12 protein-coding genes are annotated in these 16,586 nt (G+C 52.3%); 9 read left to right on the top strand and 3 right to left on the bottom strand.

What is annotated here, in order from left to right:
* Positions 1 to 3: 3 nt before the first annotated feature.
* Both SH302x_RS21865 and SH302x_RS21870 read right to left on the bottom strand, forming a co-directional pair.
* Positions 4 to 1,098 carry an Mrp/NBP35 family ATP-binding protein gene (locus SH302x_RS21865; protein ID WP_479364847.1) on the bottom strand — a complete coding sequence of 365 codons (1,095 nt, stop codon included), beginning with the start codon at positions 1,096 to 1,098 and terminating at the stop codon, positions 4 to 6.
* A 95-nt stretch (positions 1,099 to 1,193) separates the two neighbouring features.
* Positions 1,194 to 1,997: a class I SAM-dependent methyltransferase gene (locus SH302x_RS21870; RefSeq protein ID WP_479364848.1), complete on the bottom strand. Its 804-nt coding sequence runs from the start codon at positions 1,995 to 1,997 to the stop codon at positions 1,194 to 1,196.
* A 165-nt stretch (positions 1,998 to 2,162) separates the two neighbouring features.
* On the opposite strand from SH302x_RS21870, the gene SH302x_RS21875 reads away from it, so the two are divergent.
* The 4 genes from SH302x_RS21875 (at position 2,163) to SH302x_RS21890 (ending at position 7,552) form a co-directional block, all read left to right on the top strand.
* Positions 2,163 to 2,549: a DNA-directed RNA polymerase subunit alpha C-terminal domain-containing protein gene (locus SH302x_RS21875; protein WP_479364850.1), complete on the top strand. Its 387-nt coding sequence runs from the start codon at positions 2,163 to 2,165 to the stop codon at positions 2,547 to 2,549.
* Between the two features lie 610 nt (positions 2,550 to 3,159).
* Positions 3,160 to 3,921 carry an efflux RND transporter periplasmic adaptor subunit gene (locus SH302x_RS21880; RefSeq protein ID WP_479364851.1) on the top strand — a complete coding sequence of 254 codons (762 nt, stop codon included), beginning with the start codon at positions 3,160 to 3,162 and terminating at the stop codon, positions 3,919 to 3,921.
* Positions 3,922 to 3,981: 60 nt separating this feature from the next.
* Entirely contained in the window at positions 3,982 to 5,418 is a 1,437-nt protein-coding gene (locus tag SH302x_RS21885; RefSeq protein WP_479364852.1) for an efflux RND transporter periplasmic adaptor subunit, read from the top strand.
* A 19-nt stretch (positions 5,419 to 5,437) separates the two neighbouring features.
* A complete protein-coding gene (locus tag SH302x_RS21890; RefSeq protein WP_479364854.1) occupies positions 5,438 to 7,552 on the top strand; it encodes a hypothetical protein in 2,115 nt (704 codons plus the stop codon).
* A gap of 8 nt (positions 7,553 to 7,560) precedes the next feature.
* On the opposite strand, the gene SH302x_RS21895 is transcribed toward SH302x_RS21890, so the two are convergent.
* On the bottom strand, positions 7,561 to 8,283 hold the full coding sequence (locus SH302x_RS21895; RefSeq protein WP_479364855.1) for a Bax inhibitor-1 family protein: 723 nt from the start codon (positions 8,281 to 8,283) through the stop codon (positions 7,561 to 7,563).
* Positions 8,284 to 8,613: 330 nt separating this feature from the next.
* Between SH302x_RS21895 and SH302x_RS21900 the strand changes: the two genes are divergently transcribed.
* The 5 genes from SH302x_RS21900 to SH302x_RS21920 all read left to right on the top strand — a co-directional run bounded on the left by SH302x_RS21900 (position 8,614) and on the right by SH302x_RS21920 (position 16,565).
* Positions 8,614 to 9,747 (top strand): phenylacetate--CoA ligase family protein, encoded by a 1,134-nt coding sequence (locus SH302x_RS21900; RefSeq protein ID WP_479364856.1) that lies wholly within the window; start codon positions 8,614 to 8,616, stop codon positions 9,745 to 9,747.
* Positions 9,748 to 9,883: 136 nt separating this feature from the next.
* Positions 9,884 to 10,576: an AIM24 family protein gene (locus SH302x_RS21905; RefSeq protein ID WP_479364858.1), complete on the top strand. Its 693-nt coding sequence runs from the start codon at positions 9,884 to 9,886 to the stop codon at positions 10,574 to 10,576.
* Positions 10,577 to 10,608: 32 nt separating this feature from the next.
* The gene (gene thiE, locus SH302x_RS21910) at positions 10,609 to 11,661 is read left to right on the top strand and encodes a thiamine phosphate synthase (protein ID WP_479364859.1); all 1,053 of its coding nucleotides are present in this window, start codon (positions 10,609 to 10,611) and stop codon (positions 11,659 to 11,661) included.
* A 102-nt stretch (positions 11,662 to 11,763) separates the two neighbouring features.
* Positions 11,764 to 13,500: a peptide MFS transporter gene (locus tag SH302x_RS21915; protein ID WP_479364860.1), complete on the top strand. Its 1,737-nt coding sequence runs from the start codon at positions 11,764 to 11,766 to the stop codon at positions 13,498 to 13,500.
* Between the two features lie 80 nt (positions 13,501 to 13,580).
* Positions 13,581 to 16,565, top strand: a complete 2,985-nt coding sequence (locus SH302x_RS21920) for an exo-alpha-sialidase (RefSeq protein WP_479364861.1) — start codon at positions 13,581 to 13,583, stop codon at positions 16,563 to 16,565.
* Positions 16,566 to 16,586: the final 21 nt, after the last annotated feature.

Genomic DNA, 16,586 nt, shown 5'->3' on the forward strand with positions numbered 1-16,586 from the left:
GCCTTACGCAAGTACTGGTAAGGGAGATGCCAAGCTTGCGTTACGCGCGGTTTGATCCGCAATCGAGCGTACCAAAGCCCGCGTCGCGGCTTCAATCGGTGCCGCGATGGCAGGATTGTCAAGCGCCGAAGCGAGTTCACCGCTGTCACACTTCTCACGCATTTCGATATGGATCGGCACAGCGCCCAGGAACGGTAGCTTCAATTCTTCCGCTCGAGTCTGAGCCCCCCCTCGACCAAAAATGTCATACGTTTTATTGGTATCTGGGCAAGTAAAACCGCTCATGTTTTCTATCATGCCAAGCACAGGAATCTTGACAGTGCCAAACATCGCAATCGCTTTACCAGCATCCAACAAAGCGACTTCTTGCGGCGTGCACACAATCACGGCACCGGTCAACGGCAGTAGTTGCGACAAAGTCAACGCAATGTCGCCGGTCCCTGGCGGCATGTCGATGATCAAATAATCAAGTTCGCCCCATCGCGTGTCCTTTAAGAATTGCGTAATCGATCCATGCAACATGGGACCACGCCACACAACCGCTTGGTTAGGCTCAACTAAAAAACCCATCGACATCAGCGGTATGCCATTGCACATGATGGGATCTATTTTACCCTGCGATACAGTCGGTCTTTGATTGACGCCCATCAACGTCGGAATGCTAGGACCATAAACATCCGCGTCCATGAGTCCCACTTTGGCACCCAACTTTTGGAGCATCAGCGCCAGAGAGGCCGAGACAGTGCTCTTACCAACGCCGCCTTTGCCGGCCGCAACTGCAATGACACTGCGCACTTGCAATCCAATCTGGCCAATAGCTGGGATGGGGCGATCGTCGGGTACAACCGTCACATCGATCGCTTGAATCCCAGGGCCACTCGTTCGCAAGTGATCCACAAACGCGTCGACGACCTCTTGGGCAATGGGCATCGAATGAGAGGATAACGCCAAGTTGCAATGGATGTGGCCGTCGCTGATCCGCAAGTCGCGAACTTGACCCGTCTTAGACAACGGACGCCCCGTCATAGGGTCTTTGAAATTCTCTAAGGATTTCGTGGCGGCTTGATGTAGTTCGGCGTCGCTGGCCATCAATTTCATCTTTCTGTGTCTAGCTAAATATTCAAGTTTTCGTTTCCCCAAAATTGTAGCCGGGTCGCCCAGGATGCCCAGGGAGGAACTGAAATCCATCGCGATTAAGCGGGTTTCATATGCTTGAGCTGAATATATCGAACGCGGTTTGGCTGCTGGAGGCCGCTGGGAGATGCAAAGCTGGCAGCATCCTGTACCCTCAAATGCCAATTGTGGCAAAGCAAGTAGTCGATGAACTTCTCTCCCAGTGTCCGATAAGGTTCTGCGATGATGGCGATTCCGTCGGGTTTGAGCAACTTCTTAAAGCAGTGATCAAGCGGTGCAAACGCGGCGCGGTCATAGGCGACGTCGGCGGCCACCACGACATCAAACTCGGGCAACCCTCTACATCGCGCCCAGTCTAGCTTTCGGGTGGGCACGACTATACCATTCGCGTAGCCGTTAAGTCGCGCCAGCATCAACGCTGGATGCGCGATATCCGTAGCAAGTACTTCGTAACCTCGCAAACGTAAGCCAAGACTCAAGATCCCGCCACCGCAGCCCAACTCAATAATACTTCGACGTGAACTGTGATGATTGTGCCCCTCGGGTAGCAAAACATCGAGCTGCGACTCAAACACGAAGGCGGATTGCCAGTGCTGGGCCCAGTAAGGTTCGTTGAAGTCGGACGCTGTTAACGTATCTGCAGCCCCAGCAGCGTTGCTTACGTTTGACCGCCGGCAGTCAGCGACATTCGCGTCTTGCAGCGAAGACTCCAGCACGCTCTCCAGATCCGACACAACATACAATGGACGTCGCGCACCGGCGATCTCATGCATCTTCTTTTGCAAGGCGAACTGACGATTTAAGCGATGAAACAGTTGCAGTTCATGTCGTCCTAGCGAGCGATGGAATGCTTGCATTTGCATAGAAATCTTTAGCAAAAATGGAAAAAATCGACCCCAACGCTTTTAACCAATCCAGCAGTCGTTATATTCGCAGCCAGCGAGAGTCATCAGACAAGTGACGCGTTCTAAGATACTTGTTTGATGAAGTGTGTTCATTTCGAAGGACCGTAATGGAGGATACATACAATGACGCGCATACCTATTAGCAAGGCTGATGAGCAAGCCCGTTTGATGAGGGAGCGGTTGGATCTGAGCACGGCCGAAATTGGTTTACAGGTTCGTACGACTAACTGTTTGGAAGAAAAGGGTATTTTCACAGTTCGTGATTTACTGAATAGTCGGCCGGAGATCTTGTTGACCATCGCTAACTTTGGTGAGAAGACCTTGGAAGAAGTATATCAAGCGCTTGAGCGTTTAGGATACTATCGCCCAGAACAGAAGCGACCTAAGCCAAAGAAATCTGCTTCGTCGCGAGCGAGCAGCAAACTGACCAGCGACAAGGCGACGAGCAACGAAGAAAGCGCTGAAGCCGTCACAAGCCAACCGCATCACGAATCGGCCTTGATGTCGTAACTAGTGACTTGCCCGTTAGGCGTTCTTCGTTTAACCGTCAGCCGCAGGCGCACGCGTTCTGCTTCACCCTCCCGTTTCGGGAGGGTCGGCCGCGAGTTCCGCGAGCGACCGGGGAGGGTGCACCCTTTAAACGCACAAGCTCCAGATGATCTCGCAGCGTTCTTCGTTTAACCGCGTGCCCAGCGGGCCGCGTTACTAACGCGCAACAACAAAAACGCCCTTTTTCCGGCATACGCACAACTGCGTTCTATACTTGAGTACAGCAGTGCTTCCTGCGTGCGTTGATGAAGCTTTGAAAAAGTCTCGGCACGCTCCACAATATCATTTTCGCCGACAATTTTCCCATCCTAAAACCGGCACAAACAGCATAGGCTACGCGCGTTTCGGTTAAACGCACCGGGTTTTCTGCCATTTGCCAAGCGCGCATCTTGCTTAGGCGTTACTGTTTCACGACCCAGCGTTGTAACCTCGCTGCCGTCCGGTTGTGACCAGATCAATCGTTATTCCATTTCGCTACACCTGAAGCTCCTTAGTCCGCATGATTTCCACGTTGCGAAAAGCGCTCGTTTGCTGCCTAGCTGCGACGCTTACGTTACTGCCGAAAACCGCCATGTCGCAGTCGAACACTGCCGGCACGTGGGGGGATACTGTCTTTGAAGGAGTGTTGGAACCGATTCGGATTGTAGATGTGGCGTCCTCGGAATTCGGTATCTTGCGAGAGTTGTACGTCAAGCCCGGCACAAAGGTGACCAAGGATGACGTGATTGGGAAATTGGATTCGCGTGAGTTGGAAAGCCAGCTAGTTATTGCGTTGGCGGAATACGAGTCGCGAGGAAAGCTGGCCCAAGTGGAATCCGAGTTAGAGTTGCAAACGCTGAAGGTCGATTTGCTGCGTGACTTGTATGCCAAGTCCAATGCCAATCAGCAAGAAGTCCAGAGGGCCGAAGCGGACCTGCGCATCGTTCAAGCTCGCCTGCAATCAGAACGCGAAAGCATCGAGATTCTACGCTTGCAAGTAGAGCGTTTACGCAGCGTCCTAGACTTGTATCACATCAAAGCGCCGGTTAACGGAGTGATCGTGGAGATACAGCGAAATATCGGCGAGTTCGTTTCCGCTAGTTCGCCTAGTATTGTCAAACTGCATGACGTGTCGCAACTCAAAGCCACTTTCCCACTTACTGAGCAAGAAATAGCTTCGCTGGAAGTAAATTCGAAAATGCAAGTTCGACTGTCCGATGGAAAAGTAGTGGCCGGAACCGTTGACTACATCCCTCCCGTTGCAGACCCGCAAAGCGGTTGGTTTATGGTGACTGTGGTTATCGACAATCCGAACGGATCCATTCGATGCTCGCGATGTGCTCGCGTACGTTGAGGAAGCCTCACTGGCTTGCAACAGCAATAAGCTCTGCTAGAAACAAGATGGCCAAACAAGATGATCTCGACAACAACACCCACAAAAGACGTAGTTGCCATCACGTCGTTAGATCAATTAACCTCGCAACTTGAACAGTTGGCGAATCATCGCGAGGTCCCACTGGCGGCCAACTCGCAACCTGCAAGCGTTCTTTTGCCGCTGGAAACATGCTTCCAAGTCACGAACAAAGATTACCCTCAACAGCTTGCGGCACTGTTAGCCGCTTCGACTGATTGCGATATCCGGTTCTATAAAGTTCAGAAGTCACGCGCACTTCGGATCGCTTCCAGTGGTACGTCCAGTGTGCCATCGAAAACAATCCAGCGCATCGAAGAGCGGCTAGCCTCCGAAGCTTCCGTCGTCCAGCAGATTTTATCTCCGCTGGAACTGCAGCAAGGGGAGATTCTAAGTGCGATCGCGCAAGAACTTGCGGCTGCAACGAACCAACAATACCTGCTGGCCATTCCATCCGTTTTGCCGGGTGGCAATCAATCGATCGTGTGTATAGCATCCGGCAGGCATCGATGTCAGTCGGAATCATTTGGCGTTTCAGTGCGATGGTTGGTGCAGCAACGCGACGTGGTTACCGAATTACTAGCAGCTTGGAATGAATGCCAGTTTGCAAACTCATGGCGAGCGCGAGCTAGTTTCATACAGCGGATTCGCCGTTCGCGATACTTGTACGTTTTCGCTGTTGCCATTATTGGTCTATTTCTGGTTCCGGTGCCTTATCTGCCAGTACGCAAATGCACACTGGAACCGCTAAGTCGACATCACATCTCCGCTCCGGCCGACGGGATCTTGCAAGAATCGTATGTGCGGCCGGGCGAGTCCGTTCAAGCGGGTCAGTTGTTGGCAAAGCTAGATGACAAGCAATTGCTGCGTGACTTGGCCATTGCGACCGCGGAGTTCGAATCCGCATCCAAACGTCGCGAAGTCGCGTTGGCTCAGCGTAGTGGTGGTGAGTTGAGAATTGCGCAGTTGGAGCAGCAACAAGCCGAACTAACCATTCAATCGATAAAGGCAAAATTGGCGCGCACGGAAGTGCGCAGTCCTGTGGATGGCCTGTTGGTGCAGGGCGATTGGTTAACCAACTTGGGGATGCCACTCAAGTTGGGAGACGCGCTTTTTGAAATCTGCGAGCCTGATCAATACATTGCCAAGGTCGAATTGAAAAGTGATGATCTGGATCATATTCAGCCTGGCTGCAATGTGACCTTATGCACCGGCGCTTTCTTGGATCAAGTCAACGGTACCGTGACGCGAATTGAGCCCAAGGGCCAAATCGTCGACGAGCGATGCGTTTTCTATGCTGACGTGGTGCTGGCCAAACAGCATGTATCGTTGAGGCCGGGTCTGAAGATCGATGCCAAGCTCAAGCCGGCTTGGCGTAGTATCGGCTGGCAATTATTCCGCCATCCTTACCGATGGTTTGCAAACTGGTGGATTTGGTAACTCATTACAAGGTCTACCTATGCCAGAAACAATTGTTCGGCGAAGCCCTCATCTCAAGTTTTCCGTCGAAGGCGCACGCGATGTTGTCCGCTACCTTGTGGAAGACGAATCGACCGGGCGTTTTGTACGTTTGGGACGCCGCGAGTATCTGCTGGCAGCCATGGCAGAACGCGATATGGATGTGCAAGAGCTGCTGAAGCGCGTCGTGCAAGCCGCCCCTGAAGAAGATTGGTCAGGCCAATATGCCGAACAGTCCATGAAGTGGCTGACTACCAATCGTGTTTTGCAAGTACAAGAAGGCGGCCAAGCAGGAGCGGGGCCTTCTCAAAATTCAAGCCCTGGCGCAAGCCCAACGAAGGCCTTCGACATATTCTCGTTTCGAGTGCCCTTTCTTCGTGGTGAAGTTATCCATCGCTACTTTGGATGGCCTGCGAAAATCCTAAGTCCAGTCAGCTTTGTGGTCGCGATATGCGTCATGGCATTTGCGCTGTATTGTGGCATCAACAATTTAGCCGACCTTAAACTGCTAGCTTCAAAGCTCTTTGTCCCCGATAGTAAGTACTGGTGGATTTTCGCTTGGCTAGTGCTGAAGACCGTGCATGAAGCCGGGCACGCGATGTTTGCCATTTACGTAGGGGGGGCGGTACGACAAGCTGGCATCTCCTTTTTTTGCTTTACTCCGATTCCTTACGTAGATGTGTCCGACATTTGGCGCAGCCCACGTCGGCGAGATCGGATCCTTTGTTCGATGGGAGGCGTGTTAAGCGAACTATTTGTTTCCGCATGCGCACTCATCCTCTGCTGCATGGTCGATATCCCGTCACTCCAATACGCTTGCATCTCGATTGTAACTTTGGGGACCATTAGCACGTTGGCGTTCAATGCGAATCCCTTGATGCGCTATGACGGATACTATGTTCTGAGCGATCTTCTGCATCGTCCGAGCTTGTGGCAAGATGCAACGCTTGCATGGCAATCGCGGATCAGCATTTTAATCCGCCGTGGGCCTGCAGATATCTCGGGGCATCTAGGATTAGCACTCTATGGCTTTGGGACTTTGGTCTATCGCTTTCTGATGCTATTTGGACTTGCGTGGGGAGCGATCAGCGTCTGGGAAGGACTTGGTTGGATCGCCGTCGGGTTGGCAACTTACAGTTGGTTTGTCGCTCCAGCGCTTGCCAAACGCAAGATAGCGGCAACTTTGCCGCAGAATCCACGTCAACCGCTCTCCCCAACCAAGCTCGCGGTTCTTTCAATAGTACTTGCCAGCGGTATGGTCCTTGCCAGCTACATTCAATCGCCGGTACAACGCGTTGCACCGGGCGTAGTTGTCTATGCCAACAGCGTTGAAATCCACCCTCAATCCAGCGGCATCGTGAGAGAATTTTACGTCGAAGATGGCCAGGAAGTAGCAGCCAACCAACCGATCGCTCAACTTGAAAACCTGAATCTTGAAGATGAGTACCAAAGGAAAGCCGTCGAGCTTGCCATTGAACGCGAACGAGTCATGCAGTTCAACGCTCAGCAAAAGATTGCTGACATGCAAGCGACTCAATCCAAGGTCGAATCCTTGCGACAGCAGTTGGAGATCTTGGAACGCCAAGTCTCCGCACTGACCATTACCGCACCTAAAAGCGGCCGTTTTATTTCTAGCCGAGCAGGCCGGATCATCGGTGACTATGTCACGGAAGAGACTGTTATTGGAATGGTTACCAGCGGCCAAGACTTGCAAGTTGAGGTTTCCATCTCGCAAGATGACATCGATCGATATCGACGCGCTATGCTTGGCAGCCAAGCGAACGCAACCGTATCGATTGGCGGAATTGTCCTGCCAGGCTCTTTAGTGCGAATTGATCCCAAAGCTTCGGATCGTCTGCCGCATTTATCGATGGCGGCCATCTATGGTGGTCCGTTGACCGTCCGGCAAGTCAATTCATCGGCTAATGGCGAAACGATGTTGGCCGATCAAAGTCGATTCGTTGGCCATATTGAAATCCCCAAGCAGTCACGTTCCCTCATCCAGCCAGGACAGCTTTGCGTTTGCTGGCCTAGCGTGTCTTCGGAATCACTGCTTCAACAACTCATTGCGTGGGGACGCCGAGCGGTCACTTCGCTAACGAAACAGCCAACGTAGCGGGCTGGCTAAAGAATAAGGATCGCGATCGTCATGACGGCGCACAGAACCAAGGACGAGTTCGAGAACAACGCCATCGACGACCGCATCCATTCGTCGGTGCGATAGCGGCACATCATATTGCCAATCTCTAACACCATCATGATGGCGGCCAAAAAGATCGCTAGGAAGAACAGCCAGTCTCCCACGCTCAAGCCCTTGCCATTCAGAAAGCTGATCACAAAGGCCGTCGAGATGCAAAGGATCGAAAGAAACGCGATCCCGCGATGCTTGAGGCTTTCCAACGTCCCGAATTGTGCGTAGGCAGTCAATCCGCCAAAAACCACCAAGGCCATTACCGCCGCGGTCGCAGGAATCGATTGATCAATGGTCGACGACAAGGCCAACAAAGGAATCATTACCATGGCGGTCAACACGACGTGAAGTACATACGCGCCAATCTCCACCGTACCATGCGGCCGGGCGTGCAGAGTTCGGCTGGAGCCAAACACAAAGCCCATGTAGGCCGCCAAACCGAGTAGCCACCCCGTGCGTCCGCCGCGCGAGATGAAGCTGAGCACGTCTTCCATGGGCACAAGCCAGAAGAACGCGCATAGTAGAACGATCTGACACAGTGCCGCGACTGCGAAAGTTACGAACGTTCGACGTGTAAACGCAGTGCGCTCGCTGGGAGGAGCGAACGCAGCGTAGTCCTCGAGCCCTAAACGGGCATAAGGATTAGTGGATTCCATAAATACGGTCCGGGGAGAGGACGCCAATTCAGGGGTCAAGTACGCATTAACTTCCATGTGAGTTCAGAATTGGGCGGAGTATCCTACCCTGATATCATACCTTGTACAGTGGGGGGTGGTTCAATACTGATGCGGATAATTTTCCCAAAAAATCGTTTTGAGTGACTTTATTCGCCTTTCAGAACCCTAAATCGGCTTGAACAGGCGTTGGATTCTTGCGAATTCCCCTGCTTGCTATAGTATTTGGTAAAATTTCTCGAAACGAATTACGCTGACGGACCCCCATGCGGCTCCAGCCAGCGTAAGCATTTAAATCAGGAATGGACAAAAATGACCACCGCGGCTTCGCCAAATTTCCCCAAAGCTACCCAAACGGAAGTTGATTCAGCTCGAGAGCAGCTAGACCAACACACTGTCGAATCGGTTCACTGGCATTTTTCTGAAGCCACCGGCTCCCCTTACTGGTTGGGCAAAAAATCGCAGCTTAAATTCGATCCGCTGACGGAAATCAAGTGCTTTGATGACTTGAAGAAGTTTCCTCTATTCGAAGACGATGAGCTGCGTGGCGGTCCGATCAATCGCTGGATTCCTAAGGGCTTGGCCGGAAAACCGACCTATGTCTTTGAAACCGGAGGTACAACCGGCATTCCGAAAAGCCGTATGGTGATCGACGATTTCCGGATCGACTACGAAAATTTCAGCGAGACTTTGCCGGACGAGTATTTCCCAAAGGGTTCGAACTGGTTGATGTTGGGGCCATCTGGACCACGTCGACTGCGATTAGCGGTGGAGCATTTGTGCCAGTTTCGCGGCGGGATCTGCTTCTGCATCGATTTGGACCCACGTTGGGTGGTCAAATTGATCAAGAAGGGTTGGATGGAACACCTGGAAGCTTATAAGAAGCATTGTATCGACCAAGCGATCACTGTTTTGACCGCCAACCACGACATCAAGTGTATGTTCACAACGCCCAAGCTGCTGGAATCGTTGGCGTATGGATTGGCCGAAAAGGGCACCAGCATTCAAGAGATTGGAATCACCGGTATTTTCTCTGGTGGTACCGAGTTCACTCCACAATGGACTCGGTTTGCGGTGGAGGAACTATTGGGTGGTCCAACGGAAGAAAGCGGTGTCTACATGACGCCCACTTATGGGAATACCCTGATGGGTCTCGCTTGTTCGCGCCCATTGACGCCGCCAGACTACACGATCGCTTACTATGCACCGCAACCTAGAGCGGTGGTCGAGGTTGTCGACTTTGATGACCACACGCAGATTGTGCCGTACGGACAGACCGGTCGAGCCAAGCTTTACACGATGACCAAAGAGTTCTTTATTCCTGGTTTCTTGGAGCGAGATGAAGGCGAACGGGAAGAACCGTACAACAAGTATCCTTGGGATGGTATCAGCGGCGTTCGACCTTACCATGCCATCGCTGGCGGAACTACAGTCGGCGTTTACTAGCCCAGCCCACGGGCTTAAAAGAAGTGCTATGCTAATGCTAACGGAGGCTGCTGAAGCCTCCGTTTTTGTCGTTTGCGTCAAGGCCCGTGATCGCACACGGCAATTCCAATTACCCTCACTCGACGAAGGTTGCGTTATGGCACGGTATGGCATTCAAGATTTCGTTCAAAATACGGCTCAACAAGATCTTCACCAAGGCGAGTTTGAGCTAGAAACCGAACGCTTGTTAGAGATTAATCTCGACGGGATGATCTGGACAAAGACCGGCTCGATGGTCGCATATCGCGGCGAAATTAAGTTCGCTCGCGAAGGCATGCTCGACCGCGGTATCGGCAATTTACTCAAGAAAGCGGTCAGTGGCGAAGGCGCCAAGCTGACGAAGGCTACCGGTCGAGGCAAACTGTATCTGGCTGACAGTGGCAAGAAAATAACGATCCTCGATATGCAGAATGATCGCATCTTTGTGAATGGAAACGACGTCCTAGCGCTTGATGATACGTTGAAGTTCGACATTCGTATGATGAAGAAGGTGTCGGCAATGCTGTCTGGTGGCTTGTTCAACATTGAGGTCAGCGGCACAGGCATGCTTGCGATCACTACGCACTATGAACCGTTGACGTTGATTGTTACTCCGGACAATCCTGTAGTAACAGACCCCAATGCAACGATCGCTTGGAGTGGATCGCTGCAGCCAGAATTCAAAACCGACATCTCATTAAAAACATTCCTGGGACGCGGATCTGGCGAGAGCTTCCAGATGTTGTTTCGTGGCAACGGCTTTGTCGTGATTCAGCCTTATGAAGAAGTTTACATGCAGCAAACTTCCTAAGAAGTTGTTGTGTTAGTCGCCAAAGTTTGCTCATGAACCAAAATCTACCGCTTGCCGCAGTTCGCTTACTGGATGCCAACCTCAATCGAGCTAGCGAAGGGCTCCGGACGCTTGAAGACCTAGCTCGATTCCTGCTGGATGATGTTTCCATATGTTCTGGCTATAAAGAGCTGCGTCATACGCTGACGGTTACCTTGCAAGAGTTGTGTGGCCCCGAACGCTATGCAGCTCGTGATGTAGAGGGCGATGTCGGCACGATCGTGTCTACGGCATCGGAGAATCAACGAAGCGACTTGGTCTCCATCGCGATTGCGGCTTCGTCGCGTGTGGAGCAATCGCTGCGATGTCTGGAGGAATGCGCCAAGCTTGCTTCGCCTGTAGTTGCAGCTCAGATCGAATCCCTGCGATACAAGGCTTATCAGAACAACGCGAGGCTTCTGCTGAAGTTGCATCGCAATTGCGGTTTCTTGCAACAAGCCAATCTGTACGTGCTGGTCGATTGCCAACGCCCGTTGTCGGATTTTGTGGACCGGTGCTGCAAGATCTCGGAAGCCGGCGTCGATCTCATTCAACTGCGTGACAAGACGGCCGATGCGTTGCGGTTGATCCAATACACGACGGCTTTACACCAAGCACTCGATTCAAATCGTACACGAATCATCATCAATGACCGTTGCGATGTCGCGGCAGCCAGTTTGGCCAATGGCGTACACTTGGGGCAAACAGATCTCGCGGTACCGGCTGCTCGGCGGTTGCTGCCGGCATCTCATTGGATCGGCCTTTCGACCCACAGCGCCGAACAATTCGAAGCGGCGCAGCAGTCAAGCGTGGACTATATCGGTTGCGGGCCAACCTTTGTCAGTCCTACCAAAAGCTTCTCGTCCTTCGCAGGTCTAGAGTACTTGCGACACGTGGCTGAGCGTGCTGGCCCATTGCCCGCCTTTGCAATTGGCGGCATCCAGCCCGACAACATCGCGGAGGTTTTGTCGACGGGCATTGGACGCATTGCGGTGGCAGGTGCGGTTTGGGCAGCGAGCCAGCCGGTGGAACAAGCCAGACGATTGAAGGATTTTTTGACTCATTAGCCATCTGCTTGGCTGTGAAACGGCATCGCCTTGGTAAAGCGCAATGGTTAGAATGCTGGCCAAGCGCGACAAATCTCCATATATCAAAAAGGTTCATCCCGGATGGAAGAAGATCAACAAACGGTGTTTGGGCATAAGCCTGGTCTGTTCTTACTGTTCTTCACGGAAATGTGGGAACGCTTCAGTTATTACGGGATGCGAGCCTTGCTGGTCCTGTTCTTGGTCAGCCCGCTGGCAGCAGGAGGCTGGGAATGGGATCGCAAAACGGCATTGGGACTTTATGCGTGGTACACCGGACTGGTTTACTTGACGCCCATCATTGGCGGTATTCTGGCGGATAAACTGCTGGGGCATCGCAATGCGGTCCTGCTTGGGGCATTGCTCATGACGCTGGGGCATGGCTCTATGGCATTCGAGCAACCTTGGGCGTTGTACTTGGGACTTGGGTTGCTGATCGCGGGGAATGGGTTCTTCAAGCCGAACATTTCAACGATTGTCGGACAACTTTATAAGGACTTGCCTGACAAAAAAGACGCAGCCTATACCATCTTCTACATGGGGATTAATGCGGGGGCGTTCCTCGGGATTTTGTTGTGCGGTTACATCGGAGAAAAAGTTAGCTGGAGCTGGGGCTTTGGCTTGGCAGGTATCTTTATGTTTCTGGGGATGGTGATGCTTCAATTGGGACGCCCCATTCTAGGCCCTGAGATATCGGCAGCCAACGAGCTATCGGACCATTCGCAAGATGTGCCCGCTCACGTAGAAGCCGACCGCCTGATCGTCATTGCTGTCCTTTCTTTTTCGACCATCTTCTTCTGGATGTCGTTCGAACAAGCCGGCGGATCGATGACGATTTTCGCCAAAGACTACACGCAACGGATCTTGAGCGGCGGGGCTGCGCAGAGCTTCTTTTGGATTAACGCTGCGCTGACAATTGTGCCCTTGCTGATTGTTACCTACGTATTGGCCAAGCTATTCGCGGCGACTTTTCGCAAGATCCCACTTTCGAATATCTCGATCGGAGCGAGCTTTATCGCGATTTGGTTTATCTCTTTGTGGATGCTCAATAAAGAGTACAACATGAAGGCCTACGAAGTGAGCTTTGATATTGCCGCTACTAGTGAAACCAATGAACCGACAGTTGAATCGATCAACACCACCATCCAGTCAGACGTTAGCTATAAGTCAGGCGACAGCTTTTATGTGACGGATATTGAAGGCAAAAGCGGCCTGGGGAAACTGCGCGTTTTAAGCGAGCAGGAAGCTCCGAAGTTTACCGAGAAATACTTGGCGGTGGTAGCGGCCGAGCGGCAGAACGAAACAGAAGTCCCCGCTTCTTGGTTTCAAATCTTGAACTCGTTCTTTATCATCACCTTTGCGCCGTTGTTCAGTCGAATTTGGGAGAGCAAAGCGAACCCATCGCCAGCGATCAAATTCGGTTTGGGGCTGATCCTCTTGGGGTTGGGGTTTGGTGCGTTGGCCATTGGCAGTGCAGGAATCGCTCAAGGTGCGGCCACTGCCTCGGTCAGCATGTGGTGGTTGGTGATCGCCTATGTGCTGCACACTTGGGGGGAATTGTGTGTGTCCCCTGTCGGTTTGTCCTACGTCAGCAAACTCGCGCCGGCTCGGTTAGTTGGTTTGATGTTTGGCGTTTGGTTCCTGGCCTCTGCGTTGGCCAACTATTTGGCGGGATGGACCGGCAGCTATATCGATACCATCTCCGAGAAGTATGGCCTTACCGCATTTTTCTTGATCTACACGATCATTCCAGCCGGTGCAGGAGTCGCGATGTGGGCCGCTAGCGGGTGGTTACGGCGCAAAATGCATGGGATAGAATAGTGCCACAGTAAAGGTACTTCCATGGCGATGGAGCATCCGAGCTAGGGCTCCGTCGCCTCCCCGAACCGAGAGGTTTTCTCATGAGGCGGCTACGCTTACTTCTTATGTCTTGCCTTGCAGGGCACAGCGTCGGTTATGCTCAAACAGAATGGAAACTCCAGCCACTGCCCTACAATAATCCGGGGCTGGTAGTGGATCTGGGCGTTGGCTTGTGGGCGTGGCCGATGCCGATGGATTACGATGGTGACGGCGATTTTGATCTTCTGGTCGCCTGCCCTGACAAACCGTCTAACGGCGTCTACTTGTTCGAGAATCCTACTCAGGATCCGACCAACAAGGCCCCTGTGTTCTTGCTTGGCGTTCGATTGGGACCAGCGAATCACAACTTCCAGGTCTCGTATGTCGATTCAAAGCCAAGAATTCTTGCGACCAATCGCGAGTTGATTCGCTTGGGCGACGGGCGCTTTGATTTTGAAAATCCGAAACAGATATTCCCCAAGTCCAACATTCACCATCGCGATGTTCGGGCGAACATGTGGCGGTATGTCGACTTCGATGGCGACGGGGACCATGATCTGGCTGTCGGGGTAGGCGATTGGTCCGACTATGGTTGGGACCATGCTTACGACAACCAAGGCCGCTGGCGTAACGGTCCTTTGCATGGCTATGTTTATATCATCGAGAATGCGGGAACTGATGCGAATCCAGACTACAACGCGATACCAGTCCAGCTCAAAGCTGGCGGTTCGGTCGTGGATGTCTACGGTTGGCCGTCTCCAAATTTCGCTGACTTTGACAACGACGGCGATTTAGACTTGTTGTGTGGCGAGTTCTTAGATGGCTTCACGTACTTTGAGAATATTGGTTCTCGCACTCAACCAACTTATGCTCCAGGCGTGCGATTGAAGGCATCTTCAGGAGAGCCGCTGAGGATGGAGCTACAGATGATTACTCCAACGGCCTTCGACTGGGATCGAGATGGCGATATGGATTTAATAGTCGGCGATGAAGATGGACGCGTGGCTTTTATTGAAAACACAGGTCAATTTGCTAACGGTGTCCCTGTATTTCATCCTCCAAAGTATTTTCAGCAGCAAGCTGAAACGGTGAAGTTCGGTGCACTAGCCACTCCGTTTGCTTATGATTGGGACGGCGATGGCGACCAAGACATTATTTGCGGCAATACAGCCGGACAAATTGGTTGGTTTGAGAATCAAGGGCTCGATGCGAGCAATCAACTACCCAAATGGTCCGCGCCGCGATTGCTGCAAGTGCATCAGGATGCGGCAAGCGACCCGGTCGACTTCCGTGTGCTGGCTGGCGAAAATGGTTCGATCCAAGGACCGGCAGAAGCAAAGTGGGGTTACACCACACTGACGGTTGCCGATTGGGATCATGATCAAGACCCTGATATCATTTTCAATTCGATTCTGGCGCGTGTAGAGTTGCTTCGCAATGTAGATGGCAAGCTGATTCGAACGCCTATCCAGCATTTGCCGTCGGAATTGGGGGCTGTCTGGAATTGGGATCGAAACCAAACACAGGGATCGCAAACGCAATGGCGAACCACGCCAGTTGCCATCGATTTTGACCATGATGGCCAACTAGACTTCATTGGACTGGATCAAGAAGGTTATTTAACGTTGCGAAAGAGATTTGCGTCTGCTCAGCGACTGTTCATCGACAGTTCCGGGAGCCCAATCCGTTTGAACAACAAGTCAGCGGGCGCATCAGGGCGTGTCAAACTGGCGGTGGTCGATTGGGACGGCGATTCCCAGTTGGATGTCATTGTCAATTCAGAAAATGCGGCACTCTACCGCAACATCGGCACATCCGATGGAAAGATCGTATTGGAACGCATGGGGAATCTTACTGATCGCAAAATTTCCGGACACACTACAAGTCCAGCGGTTTGTGATTTTGATCGCGACGGTCGTCCAGATTTACTGATCGGAGCCGAAGATGGTCGCATCTATCATATTCGCCATGATGCCTGTGTTGTTTTCCCGAAGGAGCCAGCAGTGATTGCCAGCCCACAAGCAGGTGAATTCCAGCCCAAGTTCGCAGGGCATCTTGAGGAAGAGTTTGTATTCGTGAATGCTCCTTTTGCGGAATGCCATGCGTCCACGGTTAGTCAGACCAGCCGTGGCCTCGTGGTCGCTTGGTTTGGAGGGACTAAGGAGGGCAAGCCCGATGTCGGTATCTGGACTAGCTATCATGATGGTAACCAGTGGTCGGCTCCCAAGCAGTGGGCCGATGGTATGCAACACAGTTCACTGCGTTACCCTTGCTGGAATCCCGTGCTGTTTCAACCGCCAGGCGACGCACCGCTAATGTTGTTTTTCAAAGTTGGTCCAAGCCCGCAACAGTGGTGGGGCGAAGCGATGGTCAGCTACGATCGGGGGCGGACATTTCGTGACCGCAAACGATTGCCCGAAGGCATCGACGGCCCGGTGCGTTGCAAGCCGATGTTGCTGAGCGATGAGCAAACGCTGTTGTGCGGTTCATCCACCGAATACGATGGTTGGCGTGTCCACTTTGAAAAGATTGCGTTGGACTTGAGCAGCGGAATCCCATTAAGTGGCTGGCAGCGTATTGGTCCGATTAACAGTGCCAAGGAGTTCAACGCGATCCAGCCAACGTTTCTGCAGCACGCTGACGGACGCATCCAAGTGCTTTGTCGAACGAAGGAAAACGTGATTGCGTCAAGCTTCAGCGAAGATGGCGGCAACACTTGGACAGCCATGAAAGCGATCGATTTGCCTAACCCAAACTCCGGCATTGATGCGGTCACATTGAAAGACGGCCGGCATTTGCTGGTCTACAACCATCTGATCGCAGGCGAATCCGGATGGGGCAAACGCGGGGATCTGAACCTTGCGATCTCCGAGGATGGATTGAACTGGAAGCAAGTCGGTGTCTTAGAGCACGAGGAGAATCAAGAGTTTAGCTATCCGGCGATGATTCAAACCGATGATGGCAAAGTTCACATCAGTTACACTTGGAAACGAAAACGGATCAAGCATTTGACGCTTGATCCGCTTGGTTTAAAGTCCGCTGAATGACTTGCAGCGAATGTTAAGGTA

Source organism: Njordella calcicola (genome assembly GCF_056494125.1).

What these genes read in the sequence shown, in the direction of transcription:
- SH302x_RS21885 (WP_479364852.1), top strand. Translation starts at nt 3,982, where the DNA reads ATGATCTCGACAACAACACCCACAAAAGACGTAGTTGCCATCACGTCG.
- SH302x_RS21900 (WP_479364856.1), top strand. Translation starts at nt 8,614, where the DNA reads ATGACCACCGCGGCTTCGCCAAATTTCCCCAAAGCTACCCAAACGGAA.
- SH302x_RS21870 (WP_479364848.1), bottom strand. Translation starts at nt 1,997, where the DNA reads ATGCAAATGCAAGCATTCCATCGCTCGCTAGGACGACATGAACTGCAA.
- SH302x_RS21890 (WP_479364854.1), top strand. Translation starts at nt 5,438, where the DNA reads ATGCCAGAAACAATTGTTCGGCGAAGCCCTCATCTCAAGTTTTCCGTC.
- SH302x_RS21920 (WP_479364861.1), top strand. Translation starts at nt 13,581, where the DNA reads ATGAGGCGGCTACGCTTACTTCTTATGTCTTGCCTTGCAGGGCACAGC.
- SH302x_RS21880 (WP_479364851.1), top strand. Translation starts at nt 3,160, where the DNA reads ATGTCGCAGTCGAACACTGCCGGCACGTGGGGGGATACTGTCTTTGAA.
- SH302x_RS21895 (WP_479364855.1), bottom strand. Translation starts at nt 8,283, where the DNA reads ATGGAATCCACTAATCCTTATGCCCGTTTAGGGCTCGAGGACTACGCT.
- SH302x_RS21905 (WP_479364858.1), top strand. Translation starts at nt 9,884, where the DNA reads ATGGCACGGTATGGCATTCAAGATTTCGTTCAAAATACGGCTCAACAA.
- SH302x_RS21915 (WP_479364860.1), top strand. Translation starts at nt 11,764, where the DNA reads ATGGAAGAAGATCAACAAACGGTGTTTGGGCATAAGCCTGGTCTGTTC.
- thiE (WP_479364859.1), top strand. Translation starts at nt 10,609, where the DNA reads ATGAACCAAAATCTACCGCTTGCCGCAGTTCGCTTACTGGATGCCAAC.
- SH302x_RS21865 (WP_479364847.1), bottom strand. Translation starts at nt 1,098, where the DNA reads ATGAAATTGATGGCCAGCGACGCCGAACTACATCAAGCCGCCACGAAA.
- SH302x_RS21875 (WP_479364850.1), top strand. Translation starts at nt 2,163, where the DNA reads ATGACGCGCATACCTATTAGCAAGGCTGATGAGCAAGCCCGTTTGATG.